The sequence below is a fragment of the Saccharothrix longispora genome, from assembly GCF_031455225.1.
GTDB lineage: Bacteria > Actinomycetota > Actinomycetes > Mycobacteriales > Pseudonocardiaceae > Actinosynnema > Actinosynnema longispora.
In genome coordinates, this window is the sequence record NZ_JAVDSG010000001.1 from 3985940 (window position 1) to 4005820 (window position 19881).

The following is a 19881-nucleotide window of genomic DNA, read 5'->3' on the forward strand; positions in this document are numbered from 1 at the left end:
CAGCAGTGGACACCAGAGCAGGTAGCGGCGCGCCGGCCTTCCGCCTCGTCGAACCCGGCCCGCCCTTCACCGTCCCCGTGCGCGGTCGCGAGTTCCTGGCCGGCTCGTCGCACGCGAACTTCCCCGAGACCGTGCCCGACGTGGGCGCGGCGCTGCCGACGCTCGCCGCCGACGCGACCGACTGCCCGCCCGACGTGCTGGCCGCGGCGGTGCGGGAGGTCGTCGACGAGACGCTGCCGCAGGCCGGCGGCGTGCTGCTGCGCGGCCTGCCGCTGACCGACAAGGCGGGTTTCGAAGGGCTCATCGGCGGCCTGGGCTACGACCGCGCCGGGTACGAGGGCGGCATCGCCGTCCGCAAGCAGGACTCGGGCGCGGCGCTCAACGCGAGCCAGGAGGACCGCCGGATCACGCTGTCCCCGCACAACGAGATGGCCTACCTGCCCACGTACCCGCGGAAGATCTTCTTCTTCTGCGAGAGCGAGGCCACCCGGGGCGGCGAGGTCCCGGTCAACGACATCCGCGAGACGGCCGCGGTGCTGCCCGACGACGTGAAGGACGCGTTCCGGGAGAGGGGCGTGCGGTACCACCGCAACCTGGCGAAGGAGTCCGGCAACGGCGAGATGGGCTGGGTGGACACCTTCCGCACCGAGGACCGGGCGGCCGTCGAGGAGCACCTGGTCGCGTCGGGCTACGAGTTCGCGTGGGACGAGGACGAGGGGCTGCGGTACCACTACGCGCGTGGCGCGTTCACCGCCCACCCGGACACGGGCGAGGAGCTGTGGTTCAACCAGGTGACCGAGTTGCACTGCTCGTACTGGCGCGCCCACCCCGGTTTCCCGCCCGACCTGGCCGACGAGGCGTACCCGGCGACGACCACCTACGGCGACGGTTCCCCGATCGATGAGGACCTGATCTCCTACCTGCGCGGCGCGCTGTGGACCACCTCGCGGGCGGTGCGGATGCGCCGGGGCGACGTGCTGGTGCTGGACAACCAGGTGTTCCAGCACGGGCGCTTCTCGTTCGAGGGGCCGCGCCGGCACTTCGTGAGCCTCGCGCGGTAGGCGGCGCGGGGTGCGCCGCCGCCGGTGGCGCACCCGCGCGACCGTGGACACGACTTCGGGGGGACGACCTCGCATGGACAGACCGGAGCTCAAGCCGGCGCGCCCGTGGTTCTCGGCGGGCCCCTGCGCCAAGCGGCCCGGGTGGGACCTCGACGCCCTGAAGGGCGCCTTCGTCGGCCGCTCGTTCCGCATCCCGGAGGGCCGGGCCAGGCTCGCCGAGGTGATCGAGAAGTCGAAGCGGGTGCTCGACCTGCCACCGGACTACGAGGTGGCGATCGTGCCCGGTTCGGACACCGGCGCCATCGAGATGGCGATGTGGAACCTGCTGGGGCACACCGGGGTCGAGGTGTGCTGCTGGGAGAACTTCGGCTTCACCTGGCTCGCGGACGTCGTGGACCAGCTGCGGCTGCCCGACGTGACCGCGCACCGGGTGGACCGGTACGGGGCGCTGCCCGACCTGTCGCGGGTGGACTTCGACCACGACGTCGTCTTCACCTGGAACGGCACCACGTCGGGCGTGTGCGTGCCCGACGGCGACTGGATACCCGACGACCGGCGCGGTCTGACGATCTGCGACGCCACGTCCGCCGTGTTCGGGATGGACATCGACGTGGCCAAGCTGGACGTGATCACCTGGTCCTGGCAGAAGGCGCTGGGCGGCGAGGGCGCGCACGGGATGATCGCCCTGTCGCCCGCCGCGGTCGAGCGCCTGGCGGTGTTCCGGCCCGACCGGCCGCTGCCCAAGGTGTTCCGGCTGGCCAAGGACGGTCGCGTGCTCGACGGGCTGTTCGACGGGTTCACCATCAACACCCCGTCCATGCTCGCCGTGGAGGACGCGCTCGACGCGCTGGACTGGTGCGCCGAGGTCGGCGGGCTGCCCGAACTGGTCGCCCGCTCGCGCCGCACCCTCGACGTCGTCGCGCGGTGGGTCGAGGCGAGCCCGCACGTGGAGTTCCTCGCCGAGGACCGCCGCACCACCTCGTCGACGAGCATCTGCCTGAGGTTCACCGACCCCTTCCTGGACGGGCTCCCCCCGGAGCGCACGGCTGCGTTCGCGGCGCGCGTGCGGGAGCGGATCGAGGAGAACGGCGCCGGCCACGACCTGGCCGCGCACCGCGAGGCGCCGCCCGGCATCCGGATCTGGGGCGGCCCCACCGTCGACACCGAGGACGTGGCGGCGCTGCTGCCCTGGGTCGACTGGGCGTTCGCCGAGACGCTGCACGAGTTCACCACCACCACGAGCATTGGGCACACATGACCGACGCGCTCACCTCCGAGCTGACCCGCTTCGCCGAGCACCTCGCCGACGAGGCCAGGCTCCTGCTCGCCCGCGCGGCGGCGGAGCCGACCTCCGTCGACGTCAAGGCGGACAACAGCTTCGTCACCGCCACGGACCGCGCCATCGAGGCGAGGCTGCGCGAGCTGATCGGCGCGGCCTACCCGGAGCACGGGATCGTGGGCGAGGAGTACGGCTCGTCGAACGCGGACGCGGAGGTCGTCTGGGTGCTCGACCCGCTGGACGGCACCGCGCCGTTCATCGCGGGCATCCCGGTGTACGGCACGCTGATCGGCGTGAGCAGGCACGGCAGTCCGTGGATCGGGGTGCTGGACTACCCGGCGACCGACGACCGGTGGGTGGGCGTCAGCGGGACGTTCGCCGAGCGCAACGGGGCCAAGGTCGCCGTCCGCCGCTGCGCCGACCTCGCCTCCGCCCTGCTGACCTGCTCGAACCCGGACTTCTTCGGGCCTGCGGACCACGCGGCGCTGACGCGGGTCCGCGAGCGCGCCCGGTACACCCTGTACGGGGGCAGCTCGTTCGCCTTCGGCGCGCTGGCGAGCGGTCGGACGGACCTCGCCGTGGACAGCGGGCTCAAGGTGTACGACGTGTTCGCGCCGGCGGCCGTGATCAGCGGGGCGGGCGGCGTCGTGACGGAGTGGTCCGGCGCCGAGCTGACCCTGGCGTCGGGCACCCGGGTCGTCGCGGCGGGAGACCCCGGGCTGCACGCGACGGCGCTCGCGCTGCTCGCCTGACCGCGGTCACCGCGGGGAGCCGCCGGGCACCGGGCGGCTCTCCACGACCTGCTTCATGACGAGGGTGGACGTGAGGCGCTGGATGCCCGGCAGCGCGGACAGGTGGTCGTCCTCCAGGCGCTGGTAGGCGGCGAGGTCCGCGGTGAGCACGCGCAGCAGGTAGTCGGGGTCGCCGAACAGCCGCTGCGCCTGGACGACCTGCGGTATCCCCGCGACGGCCTCCTCGAAGCGCAGCAGCGTGTCGCGGTCCTCCTGGCGCATGGTGACGAACACCAGCGCCTCGAAGGTCAACCCGACCGACTCGGGGTCCACGACCGCCCGGTAGCCCCGGATCGCCCCGCTGCGCTCCAGCTCGCGCAGCCTGCGGTGGCAGGGGGACACGCTCAGCCCGACCCGCGAGGCGAGGTCGGTGACGGTCAGCCGGCCGTCCTCCTGGAGTTCGGCAAGGATCTTCCGGTCGATCACGTCCACGTGGAAGATCCTTCTACCACGTGGGCGGAATCGCAAGAACTCGCGCCAACCTCCGGGTTATCTCCGGCATTCCCCCGTCCGGGAGGCCGATCCCCCCGCGGGAACGCCGGATGCCCGCCGGTTCCGCCGTCAGGCGTCGAACGCGCTCATCACGTGCTTGATCCGGGTGTAGTCCTCGAAGCCGTACACCGAGAGGTCCTTGCCGTACCCGGAGTGCTTGAAACCGCCGTGGGGCATCTCGGCGGCGAACGGGATGTGCGTGTTGACCCACACGCAGCCGAAGTCGAGCCTGGCGGACATCCGCATGGCCCGACCGTGGTCGCGGGTCCACACCGACGACGCCAGCCCGTACTCCACGTCGTTGGCGAACCGCAGGGCCTCGGCCTCGTCGGCGAACGGCTGCACGGTGATCACCGGGCCGAAGATCTCGGTCCGGCTGACCTCGTCGTGCCGGCGCAGGCCGGAGACGACGGTGGGCGCGTAGAAGTACCCCCGGTCACCGACGCGGGCGCCGCCGTGGTGCACGGTGGCGTGGTCGGGCAGCCGGTCGACGAAACCCGCCACCCGGGCGAGCTGGTCGGCGTTGTTCAACGGGCCGTAGGCCACGCCGGGCTCGTCCGGGCCGCCGGTGCGGGTGGCCCGCGCCTCCTCGGTGAGGGCGGCGACGAACTCGTCGTGCACCTCGGCGGCGACCAGGACGCGGCTCGCGGCCGTGCAGTCCTGGCCCGCGTTGAAGTAGCCCGCCGCGGCGATGCCCCGCGCCGCGGCGGCGACGTCGGCGTCGGCGAACACGACGACGGGAGCCTTGCCGCCGAGTTCGAGGTGGGTGCGCTTGAGGTCGGCCGCGGCGGCGGTGGCGACCTCCATGCCCGCGCGGACGGACCCGGTGATGGACACCATGTCGGGTCGGGGGTGGGAGACCAGCGCGCGGCCGGTGTCGCGGTCGCCGCACACCACGTTCAGGACGCCGTCCGGCAGGAACTCGGCGCAGATCCCGGCCAGCAGGGCGGTGGTGGCGGGCGTGGTGTCGGAGGGCTTGAGCACCACGGTGTTCCCCGCCGCCAACGCCGGGGCGATCTTCCACACGGCCATCATCAGCGGGTAGTTCCACGGCGTGACCTGCGCGCACACGCCGACCGGCTCGCGCCGCACGAACGAGGTGAGGCCGGGCAGGTACTCACCCGCCGACCGCCCCTCCAGGACGCGGGCCGCGCCGGCGAAGAAGCGGATGTGGTCGGTGCACGGCGGGATCTCCTCGGCGGCGGTCAGCGCGCGCGGCTTGCCGGTGTCGCGGCACTCGGCGTCGACCAGCTCGTCGGTCCGCGCGTCCAGCGCGTCGGCGATCCGGAGCAGGGCGCGCTGCCGCTCCGCGGGCGTGGTCCAGCGCCACGACTCGAAGGCCCGCGCCGCGGCGCCCACGGCGGCGTCCACGTCGGCCTGCCCGGACAGCGGGGACGTCGCGTAGACCTCGCCGGTGGTCGGGTCGACGACGTCCAGCTCCCGCCCGTCGGCCGCCGGGCACTGCTTGCCGTCCACGAAGTTGGCGAACGCGGTCATGGGTCCCCCTGCTGCCTCGGTGCTGCGCCGCGTCCGATTCCACCAGAGCCGCCGGCGCGGCGGTATCCGCGGATCAGCTCCGGCCCGAAGGCTCCGGAACTTCGGCGTCCCGGTCCCCGTCCTCGGCCCGGTCCCGGCCGCCGCGCCGGGCGCGCACGGCGTTGACCGCCGCGAGCAGCGCGCCCAGCCCCAGCAGGACCAGTCCGCGCAGCCACACCGCGCCGTCGATCCGCGTGAACAGCAGCAGGCACGAGGCCAGGCCCAGCCACGGCAGGACGGCGGGCACCCGGAAGTGGTCGGCCTCGCCGCCCTCGCGGCGGCGCAGCACCAGCACTGCGGCGTTGACGGCGGTGAACACGATCAGCAGCAGGAGCACCAGCGTCTCGGCCAGCGCGGCGACCTCGCCGGTCAGCGCCAGCACGAGCGACAGCGCCGAGGTCGCCAGGACCGCCACCCACGGCGTGCGGCGGCCGGGCAGCACGCGGGCCAGTGGCGAGGGCAGCAGGCCGTCGCGGGCCATGCCGTAGGCCAGCCGCGACGACATGATGCCGGTGAGCAGGGCGCCGTTGGCCACGGCCACCAGCGCCACGACGCCGAACAGCCAGTCCGGCACGCCACCGGCGAGGCGCACCACCTCCAGCAGCGGCCCGCTGGACCCGGCCAGCTCGTCGGTCGGCACGGACGCGCTGGTCACCACCCCGATCAGCAGGTAGACCACGCCCGCCGTGAGCAGCGCGCCGAACAGCGCCCTCGGGTAGGAGCGGCGCGGGTGCTCGACCTCCTCGGCCAGGTTCACCGACGTCTCGAACCCCACGAACGAGTAGTAGGCCAGCACGGTGCCCGCGAGGGTCGCGCCCAGGACGCCGTGCCCGCCCGCGCCCACCTCGGCGAGCCGGCCCAGGTCCGCGTCACCGCGCAGCACCACCCACGCGCCCAGGCCGATGACCAGCAGCAGCCCGCCGACCTCGACGACCGTGGCCACCGCGTTCGCGCCCAGCGACTCCTTCACGCCGCGGATGTTGAGCAGCGCCAGGACGGCCAGGAACACGACCACGACCACGAGCGTCGGCAACGACACCAGCGCGCGCAGGTAGTCGCCCGCGAACGCCAGCGCCAGCGCGCCCACCGACACGACACCGGCCGCGAGCATGCAGAACCCGACCAGCGAGCCCGCCGCCGGGCCGAACGCGGTGGTCGCGTAGTGCGCCGAACCGCCCGCTCGCGGGTACCGGGTGGCCAACTCGGCGTACGACCCGGCCGTGAGCGCGGCCAGCACGAGCGCGGTCAGCAGTGGCAGCCACACCGCGCCGCCGGACTGCCCGGCGACCTCGCCCACGAGCACGTAGACACCCGCGCCCAGGATGTCGCCGAGGATGAAGAAGTAGAGCAGCGGTGTGCCCACCGCCCGCCGCAACGAGGTCGCCATGCCAGCCCCTGTACCCCACCGGGGCGATCACGAAGCAGGCTCAGGCGGGTTGGCCGACGCGCGCGGCGGACTTCCAGGTCAGGGCTTCGGCGAGGGTCGGGAAGAGGGTCAGCACCCGGACCACGCCGGTGATCTCCAGCGGCCTGAGCACCACCCGCCCGGCGGCCACGAGCACCAGCTCCCCACCCGCGCGCCGCACGTGCCGGTTGGCCTCCAGCAGCAGCGACAGACCGGACGAGCCGAAGAACCGCACGGCGGTCAGGTCCAGCACGAGCACGGGTGGCGGCGGGCCGAGCAGCACGTCGCGCAGGCGCGGCGCGGTGTCCAGGTCGAGTTCACCCGCGACAGTGACGATGACGACGCCGTCGACCCGGACCACGTCGACGTCCAAGGCGGGTGACGGGTGCTCGATCGGTTCAACCACGGCGGCTCCCGAGGGTGCGGTGCGGTCGTACGAGGCAGTTATACCAACATCGGCGCGGCGCGCCCGTCGGATGAGACCCCGAACGGGCGTGGCCGCAAGTCGTCACTCGACCGAGTGACCAAGACGGCGCACGGCGGCCACGATGTCGCTGTTGGGCACCCCCTTGACCAGGTACTCCGACACCCCGGCCCGCTTGATCTCCCCCACGGCCGCCGAGTCGGCGTACGCCGAGAGCGCGAGGATGCCGACGTGCGGCGAGCGGAGCCTGATCTCCCGCGCCGCCCGCCCGCCTCCGCCGCCGGGCATCCGCACGTCGAGCACCACGACGGCCGGGTCGTGCCGCGCGGTCAGCTCGATGGCCTCGTCCGCGTCCCGGGCGACCGCGACGACCCGCAGGTCGGGCTCGGCGTCGAGCACCTCGCGCAGCGCGTCGCGGATCAGCGGGTCGTCGTCCGAGATCACCACGGCGATCGTCGGGTACCCCGTCACGGCTCCTCCTGGACGTCGGGCGAGGGCACCCAGAACCGCACGGCGGCGCCCCCGGTCGGGTCTTCGCCCAGGGTCCACCAGCCGCCGGCGGTCTCCGCGCGCTCGCGCATCTCGATGGTGCCGAAGTGCTCGAACGGCGTCCGGTCGGTCGGTGCGCCGATCCCCACGCCGTCGTCCACGACCTCGACGAGGGTGCCCCGGTCCACACTGGTCAGCGAGACCTCGACGATCGTGGCGCGGGCGTGCTTGTGGACGTTGTTCAGCGCTTCCTGGCAGATGCGGAAGATCGTGATGGCCACGTCGGCGGGCGGCTCGTGGTCCAGGTCGTGCCGCAGCCGGTAGGCCATGCCCCACTGCGCGGTGACGTCGGCGAGGTAGTGGTCCAGGGCATCGGCCAGCCCGTGCCGGTCCAGCTCCGGCGGGCGCAGCCGGAACACCAGGTAGCGCAGGCGGTCGATGGACGTGCGGACCACCTCGTCGAGCCGGCGCACGACCTCGGCCTGCTCCTCGGGCACCCGGCCGGCGAGCAGCTGCAACCGCATGCCGACCGCGACCATGGCCTGGATGGAGTCGTCGTGCACGTCCCACGCGATGCGGCGGCGCTCCAGCTCCTGCGCCTCCACGAGGTGGGCGACCAGCCTGCGCTGCTCCGTCAGCTTCTGCTCGGTGCGCCTGCGCTCGGTCATGTCCCGGGTGACCTTGGCGTACCCGCGCAGCTCACCGGTCTCGTCGACGAGCGCGGTGATGACGACGTTCGCCCAGAAGCGCGACCCGTCCGCCCGCAGCCGCCACCCCTCGTCCTCGAACCGGCCGACCTCCGCCGCCACCTCCAACTCACGCCACGGCTTGCGGGCCGCCAAGTCCTCCGGCGGGTAGAACGCCGAGAAGTGGCGTCCCAGCACGTCCTCCGCCGAGTACCCCTTGATCCGCTCCGCACCCGCGTTCCAGCTGATCACACGACCACCCGGGTCCAGCATGAAGATGGCGTAGTCCACGACGCTCTGGACGAGCAGCCGGTAGGCGTCCTCGGTCGGGGTCTGGATACCGCTCACGGGGTCGACGGGCATGGCGCCACTGTGCACCACGAGCCCTCTGCCGGTCGTGGGCGGGCGGTCAGGCCGCCGGGTCATCCTCCGCGCCCACCTCGGCGTCGAGTTCGTACCACACGACCTTGCCGTCGGGCCGCGGGTCGACGCCCCAGCGCGTGGCGAGCCGGGCCACGACGACCAGGCCCCAGCCACCGGACGGTCCCGACACGCGGGTGCACGGCAGCAGCGGGCTGGCGTCGAACACCTCGACGCGCACGGAGCGCGCGTCCCCGACCAGCCGGACGACCGGTTGGGAGGCGGTGTGCCGCAGGACGTTGGCGACGAGTTCGGAGGCGAGCAGCACGGCGTCCTCGTGGTCACCGCGGAAGCCCCGGCGGAGGAGGGTGCCGCGGACGAAGTCGCGGGCCCCCGAGGCCGCGCCCGGTCCGCGGGGCACGGCGAACTCGGCCGGCCGCGCTGACAGGGAGAGGTCCACGTCGTACAGGGTGGCGGATGCGCGGTCGGTTGCCCAGGCGCACCCGCACCGGCGCGGCTGGTGCACGTGCATCAGTCGAGCAGCCCGTCGCGCCGGGCGATGGCGACCGCCTCCAGCTTCGACCGGGCGCCCAGCTTCTCCAGCACCCGCTGCACGTGATTGCGCACGGTGTTGCGGGCGACGCCCATCCGCTCGCCGATCTCCTCGGTGCCGGCGCCCTCCGCGAGCAGCACCAGCGCCTCGCGCTCCCGCGCGGTGAGCGCGCCCCGGCCGCCCGGCACGCGCCCGGTGAGCCTGCCCAGCACGCCGGCCAGCACCGCGCCGTCGAACACGACCTCGCCCGCCGCCACCCGCAGCACGGCGTCGGTCAGCTCGTCCAGTCGCGCGGACTTCGACACGAGCCCGGCCGCGCCGCACTCCGCCGCGCGCGCCGCGACCGACACGGTGACCTCCCCGGTCAGCACGAGCACCCGCGCACCGGCCTCGCCGAACAGCCCGACGGCCTCCAGCCCGTCCCCGTCGGGCAGGCGCCGGTCCAGCAGCACCACGTCGGGGAGCAGCCGCCGCACGTCGGCCACGGCGGCGGCGATGGTCCCGGCGGTGGCCACGACCTCGACGTCCACGGCATCCGCCCAGGCCAGGCCGAGCGCCTCGGCCACCAGTCTGTGGTCCTCGACCAGGACCACGCGGACCGGTGCGGACGGGTGGGGAGGGAGCGTCATGCGTGCCGTTTCCTCATGGCCGGGACAGGCCCACCACCCTAGTCACCCGCGACACCCCTGCGGCCGACCGGTCCAGCGGGCCGCGTCGAGCGGCCCACCACCCGGGAGTCCGACCTGGGGGTCGGACTCCCGGGTTCGCCGCCGGCCCGGCCGACTCCCCGTAGCGGTGAGCGGCCCGCTCCTCAGAACGCGTAGGAGACGACGAACGCCGGGTGGTCGGTGCGGTACATGGGGTGGGTCGCCGTCGAGACGAACGCGAGCGTGCGCGCGGTGACGTGCTGCACGCCGCCGTCCCCCTTGCGGAACCACCCGGCGGGCACGCAGTTCTGCGCGCTGGTGGACGAGCCGGGGCTGTACCTGAGGTTCAGGTCGCCCGCGACGACGTGCCGGGTGGTCGCCGAGCCGGTGGGGTCGAACGACAGGGGCTTGGCGGGCAGCAGTTCCCGGCACTGCGCCAGCGCGGTGGACGCCGTCGTGCTCAGGTGGGTGGTGCAGGCGGTGAAGGCGCGCACGGCACTGAGCGCGCAGCCCCACGCGCGCATCTCGGTGCCGCCGTCCTGCGCCGAGTAGATCCCGTTCCCGCCGGCTGCGATGCCCTCCTCCACCACGATCCCGCTGCCGTACGCCCCGCGCCCCGCCGTGCACTGGTAGTCCGAGCCGGTGGACCGGTTGCGCGCGGGCGCGAACCAGAACCCGGCCCCGGCCCCGACGGCGGCGGTCAACCGGGCCATGTCCGACCGGCACACCTCGTTCACCGAGACCACGTCCGGCAGCCGACGGCCGATCACCGCCAGCGCCTCGTCCACCGCCCGACCGCCCTGGTAGCACCCGGCGACACCGCTGTTGCACAGGTTCATCTGGAGCACGACGAACGGCGTTGCCGCGGCGGCCGCGGTGGCGGCTGGGACGGTGGACAGGCCGCAGAACAGCAGCGCGACCACGGCGAGCGACGTTCGGCGCGGGGTTCCCATGCGGGACATGCTCACGGCGGCGGGGGGCCGGGACAACCCCGGGACCGCGGAGGCCTACGGCCGCGCGACCGCCGACGGCTCGTCCCAGTCGATGCGGTGGTCGAACTGCCACGTGTAGCGCTCCGGCTTGGCGAACTTCACCGCCCACGGCATCAGCAGGTCGCGCAGCACCCGGCCCACGGGGCCCGCCGCCTTGTCCCGGTTGGTGCGGGCGGCCATCGCGATGATGCGCTCCACGCGGTCGCGGCGCAGGTGCTCGTAGGCGGCGAACGCCCGGTCGTGCGGGAGGTCGCGCAGGCAGCGGGCCAGCTCCACCGCGCTCTCGACCGCCAGGGAGGCGCCCTGGCCGGAACTGGGCGACGTGGCGTGCGCGGCGTCGCCGACGAGCACCATGCGGCCCCGGCTCCACGTCGGCACGGACGGGACGTCCTCCAGCGCCCCGGTGACGAGGACGTCGGCCGGGTCGGTGCGGTCGATCAGGGCCACGGCGGGCACGCGGTCGTCGGCGAAGGCGGCCCGCATCGTCGCCACCCACTCCTCGACGGGTGTCTTCCTCGCCTCGGTGGTGGACAGCGGGGTGCGGCTCGGCAGGTTCGCGAACCACCCGCCGGAGCCGTCGTCGAGCACCTGGTAGCCGAAGAACGCGCGCTTGCCGAACACCATGTGCATGACGCCGCCGGTGGACGGCAGGCCGGTGTCGGCCACCCGCGCGCCGAAGCCGAGCAGGCCCGCGTACCGGGGTCCCGGCGCGCCCGGGTCGATCAGGCGGCGCACGGTGGAGCGGATGCCGTCCGCGCCGACCAGCAGCCCGCCCGTGGCGGACGTGCCGTCGGCGAAGTGCGCGACGACGTGGTCCGGCGCCTCGGTGACGTGCGTCAGCCGCTTGCCGGGCACGACCCGCACGCCCTGCCCGGCGGCCTCCTCGCTCAGCACGCGCTGGAGGTCGTCGCGCCACACCATCGACATCGGCGGCTCGGTGCCGAACTCGGCCAGCACCTTGCCGGTCCAGCTGCGCATCCGCATCGAGGTGATGGGCGTGGTCACGGCGCGCACGGCCTCCTCCAGCCCGACCACGCCCAGCGCCCGCATCCCGTTGGGCGCGATGCTCAGCCCGCCGCCCGCGCCGCCCGCGGGCCGCGCGTGGGCCTCGAAGACGGTCGCCTCGATCCCCGCCCGCCGCAACGCCACCGCGGCCACCGGTCCCCCGATGCCGCCGCCGATCACCAATGCCGTCATGTCCCCTCCTGGTGGAACTTCGCCCAGAGCGGTCCCCAACCGTGCTCCGGGTCCTGGATGCGGTCGACGAAGCCCCGGACGAACGCCGCCTCGGCGTCGAGCAGGGCCAGCCGGTACTCCTCTTCGACCAGGAAGAGCGGGTGCACGTCGCTGCCCTCGACGAGCGCGGCGATCGCGGCGCGCTGCTCGGTCAGCCGGGCCAGCCGGTCGGCGAGCAGCGCGAGCACCTCGTCCGGCGGCAGCGCGGCGATCAGCGACAGCGCGGCCACGAAGTGCGGGTACTCGTGCTTCGGTTCGGCGACCAGCTCGCGCATCCAGTCGCGCAGCTCGGCGCGGCCGGCGTCGGTCAGCGCGTACGTGGTGCGCTCCGGCCGGGAGCCCTCGCGCGAGGTCCCGTGATCGGCGATGAACCCGGCCTTCGCGAGCTGCCCGACCACCATGTAGAGCGAGCCGTGGTTGAACTTGATGCTGCGCGCGTCCCCGTGCTCGCGCAGCATCCGGCTCAGCTCGTAGGCGTGCGCCGGCCGCCTGACGAGGTAGCTCAGCACCGCGAGTCCCAGCAGGTTGCCGACCTTGCGCTTGCCCGCCACGCATCCTCCTTGATCATGTCTGACTATCCAGGTGTAACTAGTCAGTGTCAACTATTTCGTCGTCCGCACGAGTGCGGTTGACGAGCGGCCGATCTGCCTACCATGGGTGTGGTGACCTCGGTGCGCGGCCGTTACGACTACACCGTCGAGCTGGTGTTCCACGACGTCGAGGCGGTCGCCCAGTACCGCCGCGACCGGTCGACCGTCGGGGCGGCGCTGGGCGACGTGGACCACGAGATCGAACCCATCGGCAGCAGGCTCGTCCCGGGCATCTGGTCGAAGCCGATCATGGACCTGATGGTCCGCGTGGAGGAGCACGACGTCCCCCGCGCGGCGGCCCTGCTGGCCGGGACGGGCTTCCAGGCCATCACCATCGCCGAGCTGTCGCGCACCATGCTGCGCCGCTACCGCCCCGGCACGTCCGCGCCGAACCTGCACGTCCACCTCGTCACGCCGGACGCGTGGTCGGCCAGCCCGGAGCGCGCCTTCCACCGGCTGCTGCGCGAACGCCCCGTCGTCGCCACCGCGTACTCGGCGGTCAAGCACCTGGCGCTGGAGCTGAGCGGTGGCGACCCGCAGCGCTACGGCACCGTCAAGGGCCGGTTCATCGAGTGGCTGGCGGAGGCCGGACGCCCCTGACCCGATTCCGTGGGCCGGCGCCGGGCCGCCCGGCGCCGCGCCCCGAAGGCGGGATGCCGGCCGGCTGAAACGGAAGGCACCCGGCGGACGACCCTGAGGGTGATCGGATGTCGCGAGGCACCCCGGCCACCGCCGGGCCGACCGGCACCACTCGCCGACCGCGGACCTCCGTCCGCGCTCCCACCCGCCTGCCGAAGGGCAACACCGCCGTGCGCGTCATCACCTGGAACGCCAACCGCACCAACCGCTGGGACCTGCTCTGGGCCGACCCCCTCGTGGCGGGCCTCGCCTGGGACGTCATCTGCCTCCAGGAGGTCGGCAACCCCGACGTGGCGCACTGGACGCACGCGCAGGGCCCCGTGTGGAGCCAGGACCGGGCCGCGCGGGACACCGACGAGTCCTTCGTGCAGCGGCGGTACACCTACCAGCCGGCCCACTACCCCGCCGCCCTGCACATCACCCACACCGAGTGGGGCAACCGGCAGAAGAACCACCTGACCATCATCACGCAGACCAGGCCGACCTGGGCCGCGGAGATCGGCGGCGACATGAGCGACCGGCCGGTCCTGGGCATCAAGGTCCGGTTGACCCTGCCGACCGGCCCCACCGACGTCCTCCTCGGCTGCGTGCACCTCGTCGCCAACAGGACCAAGTCCCCCCAGGAGCTGGGCGCCCTGGTGCCGTACCTCAACGACATGTGCCGGGAGGCGAACGCGCAGGGTTGGCTGCTCGCGGGCGACTTCAACTGCTCCCCCACCGAGATGGTGCAGTCGGCCGGCAGCGCGGTCGGCGTGTGGTACCCGTCGTTCCCGACCCAGGACTCGATCGGCGAGCCGATCGACTACGTGGTGGTCGAGCCGCACCTGTACCAGGCGGTCATGGCCATGCCGGGCATCTCCGGGAACTGGGAACGGGGCACCGCGGCGAGCGACCACCGGCTCGTCAGGTACACCCAGCCCAACGGCCCCGCGCTCCAGGTCCTCTAGCGCCCCGGCGGGACGACGCCCCGTAGCACGGCGCGTCGTCCCGCCTGCCCGGCTGACGGGACCGGTGTCGCGGCGGCCCGCGCGTCAGGCGCGCAGGACCTGGACGGCGGCGAAGCGGTTCTTGACGTTGTCGGTGAGCCGCTTCAAGCCGAGCACCTCCAGCACTGCGCGCTGCAGGGCTTCCCCGCCGGTCTTGCCGTCCCGCTCCGCGACGTGGTCGAGCAGTGCCGCCAACTCACCCGGGGGCACCTCCTCGAAGGATCGTGGTCCCAGGTGGCGCATCCGCACCTCCGGTTGGTCGGGCAGCCGGTACGTGCGCGGCTTGACCCCGCTCTCGCCGAGCGGGTCGTCCTCCAGGAGCAGCCCCTCGCGCACCGCTTGGGCGATCGCCTTGTTCAACTCCCCCGCGACCAGTTTCGTGACCCTGACGGAGCCCGAGCTCCGCACGTAGGCGGTGTGCAGCCGGCTTCCCAGCACGGGCCCCTCGACTTCGACGAGGCGCACCAGGCCGTCGATCAGGTCCCGCCGGGAGGCCTCGGCGACCTGGACCGCGGTTCCGGTGAAGTGCCCGTACGCGGCGAGCACCGAGGCCGCGACAGGTGGCACGGGCTCTTCGGTCACCACGGGCTCCGCCACCACCGCGGCGACCCGCTCGACCACTGCCGGTGCGCGCACGACCGGCTCGGCGACGACCGGCTCGGCGACGACCGGTTCCGTGACGACCGGTTCGAGGAGGACGGGTTCCGCGACAACGGGTTCGGGCGCCACGGTCACCGCCACGGGCTCGACGACCGCCACCGACCGGTCGGGCACCGCGGCCGACGGGACGTCACCCTCCTCCGAGGTCCACCCGGACGGGTGGACCTCCAGCTCGTGCAACGCGTCCCACAGCCGAGCCATGACCGCAGGTCGGTCCGCGTAGAACTCCGACTCCCGGATGCGGAAGAACCGCCAGCCGCACCGCTCCAGGTCGCGCTGCCTGGCCATGTCTCGCTCGTACGCGTCGGGCCCGTGCCAGGCGTCGCCGTCGCACTCGACCGCCAGTCGGGCCTTGGCGCCCACGACCACCAGGTCGATCCGGTAGCCCTCGGCCGGGAACTGCGGGACGACGCTGTAGCCGCGGTCGACGAGGCGGTTGAACACCCGCTGCTCGAACAGCGAGTCGAAGGGCTCCACCTTCCGGTCCTCGGGCACGGCCGTGTGCCTGGCGTCGTCCACGCCGTCCACGCGCCCGGACAGCGCGTAGCAGTAGTCCAGCAACTGGAACCGCATGTCCTCGGGGTTGCCGAGGTCGGACAGGCGCAGGGAGTGGAACACCCACATCTGGTCCTTGGCCCGGGACGCGGCGACGTTGAAGCGCTGGACGTACAGGTCCTGGGTCAACGCGCCGATGCGCTTGCCGGGCTCCGCGGCCTTGACCATGGACAGGAACATCACGTCGCGCTCGGAGCCCTGGAAGTCCGCGGAATCGCCGCACCGCAGGTCGCGGGCCTTCCACTCCTCCGGCGGGATGCGCTCCAGCAGGCGCTTCTCGATCCTCTTGGCCTGCGCGCGGCCGAGCAGCGACACGACGCCGAACGTCAACCCGTCGTACCTCGGATCGGCGATGCACTTCTCGATCTGGTCGACGATGGCGTCCGCCTCGACCGGGTTGACCTTGTCGGTCACGCCGCGTTCGTAGCCGTCGTGGAGGAACACGGGCTTGATCGGTTCCAGGCGGTCCGCGCCGTACTGGCGCACGGGCACCAGCCGGATGCCGTCGGGCTCGTAGGCGATCCGGTTCGAGAAGCCGATGATCTCCGGCACGCAGCGCCGGTGCTCGACGAGGGTGGTCATGCCCTCGAAGCGCATCTTCGCCTCGTCGAACAGGCTGCGCTTGGGGTCCTGCCACGAGGCGCGGTACGGGTCGTCCCACAGGTACTGCTCGGCGAGGTCGCGCAGTTGCTGCTGGTCGGTGCCCACCGCCGTGGGGGAGACCTGCTTGTCGTCGCCGATGACCACGATCTTGGGTGCGAGGTACTGGAGGAACGTCGCCTCCAGCCCCGCTTGTGACGCCTCGTCGACGATCACGACGTCGAACATGTCCGGCTGGACGCGGAACTGCTCGGCGATCCGGTAGACGGGCATGATCCACACCGGCACCGCCGGGCGGCAGCGGTCCATGGCCGCCTTGATGTCGGCCCTGCGCTGGTTCGCGTAGACGCCGGTGCCCTTGCCGAGCAGCTTGACCAGCTGGGCGTACTGGAGCAGGTCGGCGCGTGCCTTGCCGGACAACCGCTCCGGCGACACCGCGTGTCCCCAGGCGCGTTCGGCCGCCAACCGCTCGACCCTGCGGCGCACCTGCTCCTCGACGTGCAGCACCTCGGCCTGGAGGGCGTTGACGTCCTCGACCTCGCGGTCGAGCACCCACGCCCGCGCCGCGGCCCACGCCCACGCGGCGTCCCAGTCGGCCAGCTTCTCCCCCCAAGCGGGATCTCGCGGGTCCGCCGACACGGCCTCGTGCACCCGCGGCAGCAGTCCGGCCAGCGCCGCCGCGATCCCGTCCCGGCGACGCGCCAGCCCGGCGACCTCGGTCAGCCGCACCAGCCTGTGGTGCGCGACCGCGTACGACTCGTGGTCGCGCTCCTCGGCGGCCCGCGCCAGGTGCTTCACGCACGGCGCGGCATCCGCCCACCGCGCCACCTCGGCGGTGGTCCGCACGACCTCCAGCAGCGGCTCGGTCGCGGCGGTGCGCGCGTCGGACGCGGCGGCGGCGTCGACGAGCCGGGCGTAGTCCTGGACGGCGTCGAGGTCGGTCCAGTTCGGACGCGGGAGCCCGAGCCCCGCCAGGCCGCGCTCCTCCGCTTCGAGGGACTCGCCCAACGCCAGCACGCGGCGCAACTGCGCCAGTTCGGTCACGTGCCACTGGAGCCGCTCGCTCAGCGTGTCCTCGGCGGGGACGTGCACCGAGTCGGGCCACGCCCGGTCCAGCGCGTCCAGCGTCCTGGTGGCGTCGGCCCACATCAGGAACACGTCGAGCTGGTCGGCGCCGGTGGGCGGGACGCCGTTGACCCGCACCGCCTGGAACAGGGGTTGGGCCTGCTTCACCGCCTTCGGGGCGAACGCCCCCGTCCTGGGCGAGCCGTCCGGGTTGGTCTTGAGCTTGCCGCCGTCGCCGACGTGCGCGCGGAGCGTCCCGGCCAGCGCGACCAGCGCCCCCATGTCGGCGGGGCCGACGCGCACCTCGGTGAGCGGGCCGAGGCGGTCGACGAGAGGGCCGACGCGGCCGATGAGCTGGGCGACCTGGCTCCCGCGCGACCGCCAGTGGTTCGCCCGTCCGGCGAGCACGTCGGACAGCGCGTCGTTCATCCACTGCTCGCGCCGCCGCGACAGGTCCCCGGCTTCCCGCGCGAACCCGTTGAGCCGCTGCCGCAGCACGGTCCGCGTGGACCGCTCCAGGCGGCGGACGGCGTCGAAGGCGGTGTGCCGGGTGAGGCTGCCGTGCCCTTCCTCGGCCGAGATGGCCTGCCGCTCCGCGGTGACGAGGGCGGAGAACGCCTCGGGGGTGGGCACGTCGGTGAGCGGCAGGAGCTTGAGCCGCGATTCGGGCTCGTCGGCGTTCAACGCGTCGTCCACGACGCTCCGGTGCCACTCGGCGATGTCGCCCGCGGGGACCGGGGAGGGGGCGGTGCCGGTCACGGCGGTCAGGTCGGTCACCCAACCGAACCGCTCCCGTTCCGCTTCCACGCGCTGTGCGAGGGCGGCGAGCGTGCCGCGGTAGTCGCCGACCTCGTGCTCGGCCACCTCCTCGCCACGCGCGTCGAGCAGGCGCCGGTACAGCCCGGCCCGGCGCAGGCGGAGTCCTTCGATCGCCGTCACGTGGTCCTCGACGGCCCGGCGCGCGGCCTCGGCGTCGTACTCGCCGGACACGTGGCTGATCCGCTCCACGGCGACCTTGAGGTCCGCCAGGTCCGAGCGCGAGGAGCCGACGACCGAGACGGCCAGCGGCGCGATGGCCTCGGGCAGCTTCGCCCGCACCTCCTTCAGGGCGCGGTCGGTGTGCGCGGTGACGAGTACCCGCTTGCCCTGTGCGAGGAGGTGCGACAGCAGGGCGGCGACGGTGTGGGTCTTGCCCGTTCCGGGCGGTCCCTGGACGAGGGTCTGGGCCTTCGCGTCGACCTGGGTGAGGACGCGCAGCTGGCGGTCGTTGACCGGCAGCGGGAGGAAGAGGTCGTCGTCGAGTTCGACCAGGGCGCCGGCCCCGGGCGAGCGTTCCGAGGTCGGGCGGTGGTCCGGGTCGACGAGCGGGAGCAGCCCGTCCGGGACGACGCCGGACTCGCCGAGCTGAACCGCGACCGAGTCGAGGATGTCGACGATCCCCTGCCGCGAACGCCTGCGCAGGACGACGGCCGGCGCGAACGCCGCCACGGCGTGCGTGCCCGGCTTCTGCACGTCGTCCTCGTCCAGGTAGGCGGCGTCACCGTCGAGGGCGTGGACGAGCCGGCGCAGCACGCCGCCCACGACCTCGCGGTCCAGGACGGCGGCGGTGACCTCGCGGGCCTCGTTCCTGATCTGCGCCACGTGCTGCGGGTTGGCCACGCGGCCGGGGTCGAGCATGTCCAGCTCGACGTTCAGGCCGTCCGCGACCTCGGCCTGCCGGAGGGTCAGCCGCCCGGTGGCGTCGTCGAAGTGGATCACCGCCGGCACGGTGGCGAGGTGCCGCCGCACGACGTGGTGACCGGGCGGCGACCACGACAGGCAGCCGGTCCCGACGACGAGTTCGAGTTCTTCCGCGTGCCCGGTCGCGGTGACGTAGGCGGAGAACAGGTCGTTGTAGACGTTCCGCGCCGGCTGATCGGTCCGCTCGCGCTCGGCCCACTCCGACCAGCGCGCCTCCCACTCGGCGTGGGCATCGCGGATCTCGGGCGCGTCGTCGAGCGCGGTGCGCTGCTCGCCCTCACCGGTCGACTCGCGCAGGCGCGGCGGGGCACCCGGGGCGTCCCACTCCCCGTCCAGCCAGGGGCGCAGGCCCGTCTCCGGTTCGGGCGGCTCCTGGTGCGGGACGCGCTCGACCTCGAGCAGGGGGGCACCGGGTTCGAGCGCGTCCTCGCGGTGCCCGGACCGGATGGCGGGGTGGTCGGGCAATTGCCCGAACCACAGCACCGAGTCGTAGCCGTCGGTGGTGCGGGCCGGGTTCGACTTGAGCTGTTGGCTCCGCGCGAGGAACTCGAAAAGCCGTACCGCCCGATCAACCGCCGTACCCCGCGGATTCGGAGCAGCGCCGTCGTTCGCCACAACCGTCCCCCCTTTCCCACCGCTGAACCGATCACGCTGCTCATCGCCGGCGGGGCGCGCGGCGATACAGCCTTCACCACACCGTTACGAAACAGGACCGCAATTCTGCGGACGGCATCAGGACCGGCACCAGGACCGATGCGCCGACGCCTGCGTCGATCGGCTCGCCGGAAAGGCCTTCCGACGTAGTGCGGGTGTGACCGGACGCGGCGGCGGTTGTCCTCGTCCGGGGGCATTTCGCGCGCAGGGAATGGTGTGCGGCGGAAGTTTCACACCGCGCGCTCACGGTGAGCGGCACTCGCGACCGCGTCGACGGACGACTGCCCGGGGTGTTCGATCATGAAGCGCCCGAACGGGTGTCGTGCACGAGCACGACCTGGTCACGCGGTGACGCGGCGGTGGTCGCCGGGAGCACGTCGCGGACCTTCGCCGAGCTCGCCCGGTCCACCGCCGCCGAGGGCGGTCGGCCGGCCCGACCCC

17 protein-coding genes are annotated in these 19881 nt (G+C 73.4%); 5 read left to right on the forward strand and 12 right to left on the reverse strand.

Translation table 11 applies throughout. From position 1 onward, the window contains the following. Positions 1–5 precede the first annotated feature (5 nt). From J2S66_RS15745 to J2S66_RS15755, 3 genes are all read left to right on the forward strand, one after another. Complete coding sequence (locus J2S66_RS15745) at positions 6–1061, forward strand: TauD/TfdA family dioxygenase (RefSeq protein WP_310307824.1); 1056 nt, start codon at positions 6–8, stop codon at positions 1059–1061. A gap of 73 nt (positions 1062–1134) precedes the next feature. Continuing rightward, on the forward strand, positions 1135–2319 hold the full coding sequence (locus J2S66_RS15750) for a phosphoserine transaminase (RefSeq protein WP_310307825.1): 1185 nt from the start codon (positions 1135–1137) through the stop codon (positions 2317–2319). Further along, positions 2316–3092 carry an inositol monophosphatase family protein gene (locus J2S66_RS15755; protein ID WP_310307826.1) on the forward strand — a complete coding sequence of 259 codons (777 nt, stop codon included), beginning with the start codon at positions 2316–2318 and terminating at the stop codon, positions 3090–3092. Before J2S66_RS15750 ends, J2S66_RS15755 begins: the two co-directional genes overlap by 4 nt. A gap of 6 nt (positions 3093–3098) precedes the next feature. Here J2S66_RS15755 and J2S66_RS15760 read toward each other — a convergent pair whose 3' ends face one another. The 11 genes from J2S66_RS15760 to J2S66_RS15810 all read right to left on the reverse strand — a co-directional run bounded on the left by J2S66_RS15760 (position 3099) and on the right by J2S66_RS15810 (position 12502). Beyond that, positions 3099–3563 carry an Lrp/AsnC family transcriptional regulator gene (locus J2S66_RS15760; RefSeq protein WP_306744831.1) on the reverse strand — a complete coding sequence of 155 codons (465 nt, stop codon included), beginning with the start codon at positions 3561–3563 and terminating at the stop codon, positions 3099–3101. Between the two features lie 129 nt (positions 3564–3692). Then, a complete protein-coding gene (locus J2S66_RS15765; RefSeq protein ID WP_310307827.1) occupies positions 3693–5120 on the reverse strand; it encodes a gamma-aminobutyraldehyde dehydrogenase in 1428 nt (475 codons plus the stop codon). Positions 5121–5193: 73 nt separating this feature from the next. Continuing rightward, positions 5194–6546, reverse strand: a complete 1353-nt coding sequence (locus J2S66_RS15770; RefSeq protein ID WP_310307828.1) for an APC family permease — start codon at positions 6544–6546, stop codon at positions 5194–5196. Positions 6547–6586: 40 nt separating this feature from the next. Further along, positions 6587–6970: an STAS domain-containing protein gene (locus tag J2S66_RS15775; protein WP_306744834.1), complete on the reverse strand. Its 384-nt coding sequence runs from the start codon at positions 6968–6970 to the stop codon at positions 6587–6589. A gap of 102 nt (positions 6971–7072) precedes the next feature. Next, positions 7073–7459 carry a response regulator gene (locus J2S66_RS15780; RefSeq protein WP_310307829.1) on the reverse strand — a complete coding sequence of 129 codons (387 nt, stop codon included), beginning with the start codon at positions 7457–7459 and terminating at the stop codon, positions 7073–7075. After that, the gene (locus tag J2S66_RS15785; RefSeq protein WP_310307830.1) at positions 7456–8526 is read right to left on the reverse strand and encodes a PAS domain-containing sensor histidine kinase; all 1071 of its coding nucleotides are present in this window, start codon (positions 8524–8526) and stop codon (positions 7456–7458) included. Before J2S66_RS15785 ends, J2S66_RS15780 begins: the two co-directional genes overlap by 4 nt. Before the next feature lie 46 nt (positions 8527–8572). Further along, positions 8573–8983, reverse strand: coding sequence for an ATP-binding protein (locus J2S66_RS15790; protein WP_310307831.1), 411 nt, complete (start codon positions 8981–8983; stop codon positions 8573–8575). A gap of 71 nt (positions 8984–9054) precedes the next feature. Further along, complete coding sequence (locus J2S66_RS15795) at positions 9055–9705, reverse strand: response regulator transcription factor (RefSeq protein WP_310307832.1); 651 nt, start codon at positions 9703–9705, stop codon at positions 9055–9057. 182 nt (positions 9706–9887) lie between these two features. Continuing rightward, complete coding sequence (locus J2S66_RS15800) at positions 9888–10676, reverse strand: endonuclease/exonuclease/phosphatase family protein (protein ID WP_310307833.1); 789 nt, start codon at positions 10674–10676, stop codon at positions 9888–9890. 54 nt (positions 10677–10730) lie between these two features. Beyond that, positions 10731–11912 (reverse strand): FAD-dependent oxidoreductase, encoded by a 1182-nt coding sequence (locus J2S66_RS15805; RefSeq protein WP_310307834.1) that lies wholly within the window; start codon positions 11910–11912, stop codon positions 10731–10733. After that, positions 11909–12502, reverse strand: a complete 594-nt coding sequence (locus J2S66_RS15810; protein ID WP_310307835.1) for a PadR family transcriptional regulator — start codon at positions 12500–12502, stop codon at positions 11909–11911. Before J2S66_RS15810 ends, J2S66_RS15805 begins: the two co-directional genes overlap by 4 nt. Positions 12503–12613: 111 nt before the next feature. On the opposite strand from J2S66_RS15810, the gene J2S66_RS15815 reads away from it, so the two are divergent. Together J2S66_RS15815 and J2S66_RS15820 are read left to right on the forward strand one after the other, a co-directional pair. Continuing rightward, positions 12614–13141, forward strand: coding sequence for a GrpB family protein (locus J2S66_RS15815; RefSeq protein WP_310307836.1), 528 nt, complete (start codon positions 12614–12616; stop codon positions 13139–13141). A gap of 107 nt (positions 13142–13248) precedes the next feature. After that, a complete protein-coding gene (locus J2S66_RS15820) occupies positions 13249–14127 on the forward strand; it encodes an endonuclease/exonuclease/phosphatase family protein (protein ID WP_310307837.1) in 879 nt (292 codons plus the stop codon). An 84-nt stretch (positions 14128–14211) separates the two neighbouring features. Here the strand turns inward: J2S66_RS15820 and J2S66_RS15825 are convergent, their stop codons facing one another. Further along, positions 14212–19251 carry a PDDEXK-like endonuclease domain-containing protein gene (locus J2S66_RS15825; RefSeq protein ID WP_310307838.1) on the reverse strand — a complete coding sequence of 1680 codons (5040 nt, stop codon included), beginning with the start codon at positions 19249–19251 and terminating at the stop codon, positions 14212–14214. Positions 19252–19881: the final 630 nt, after the last annotated feature.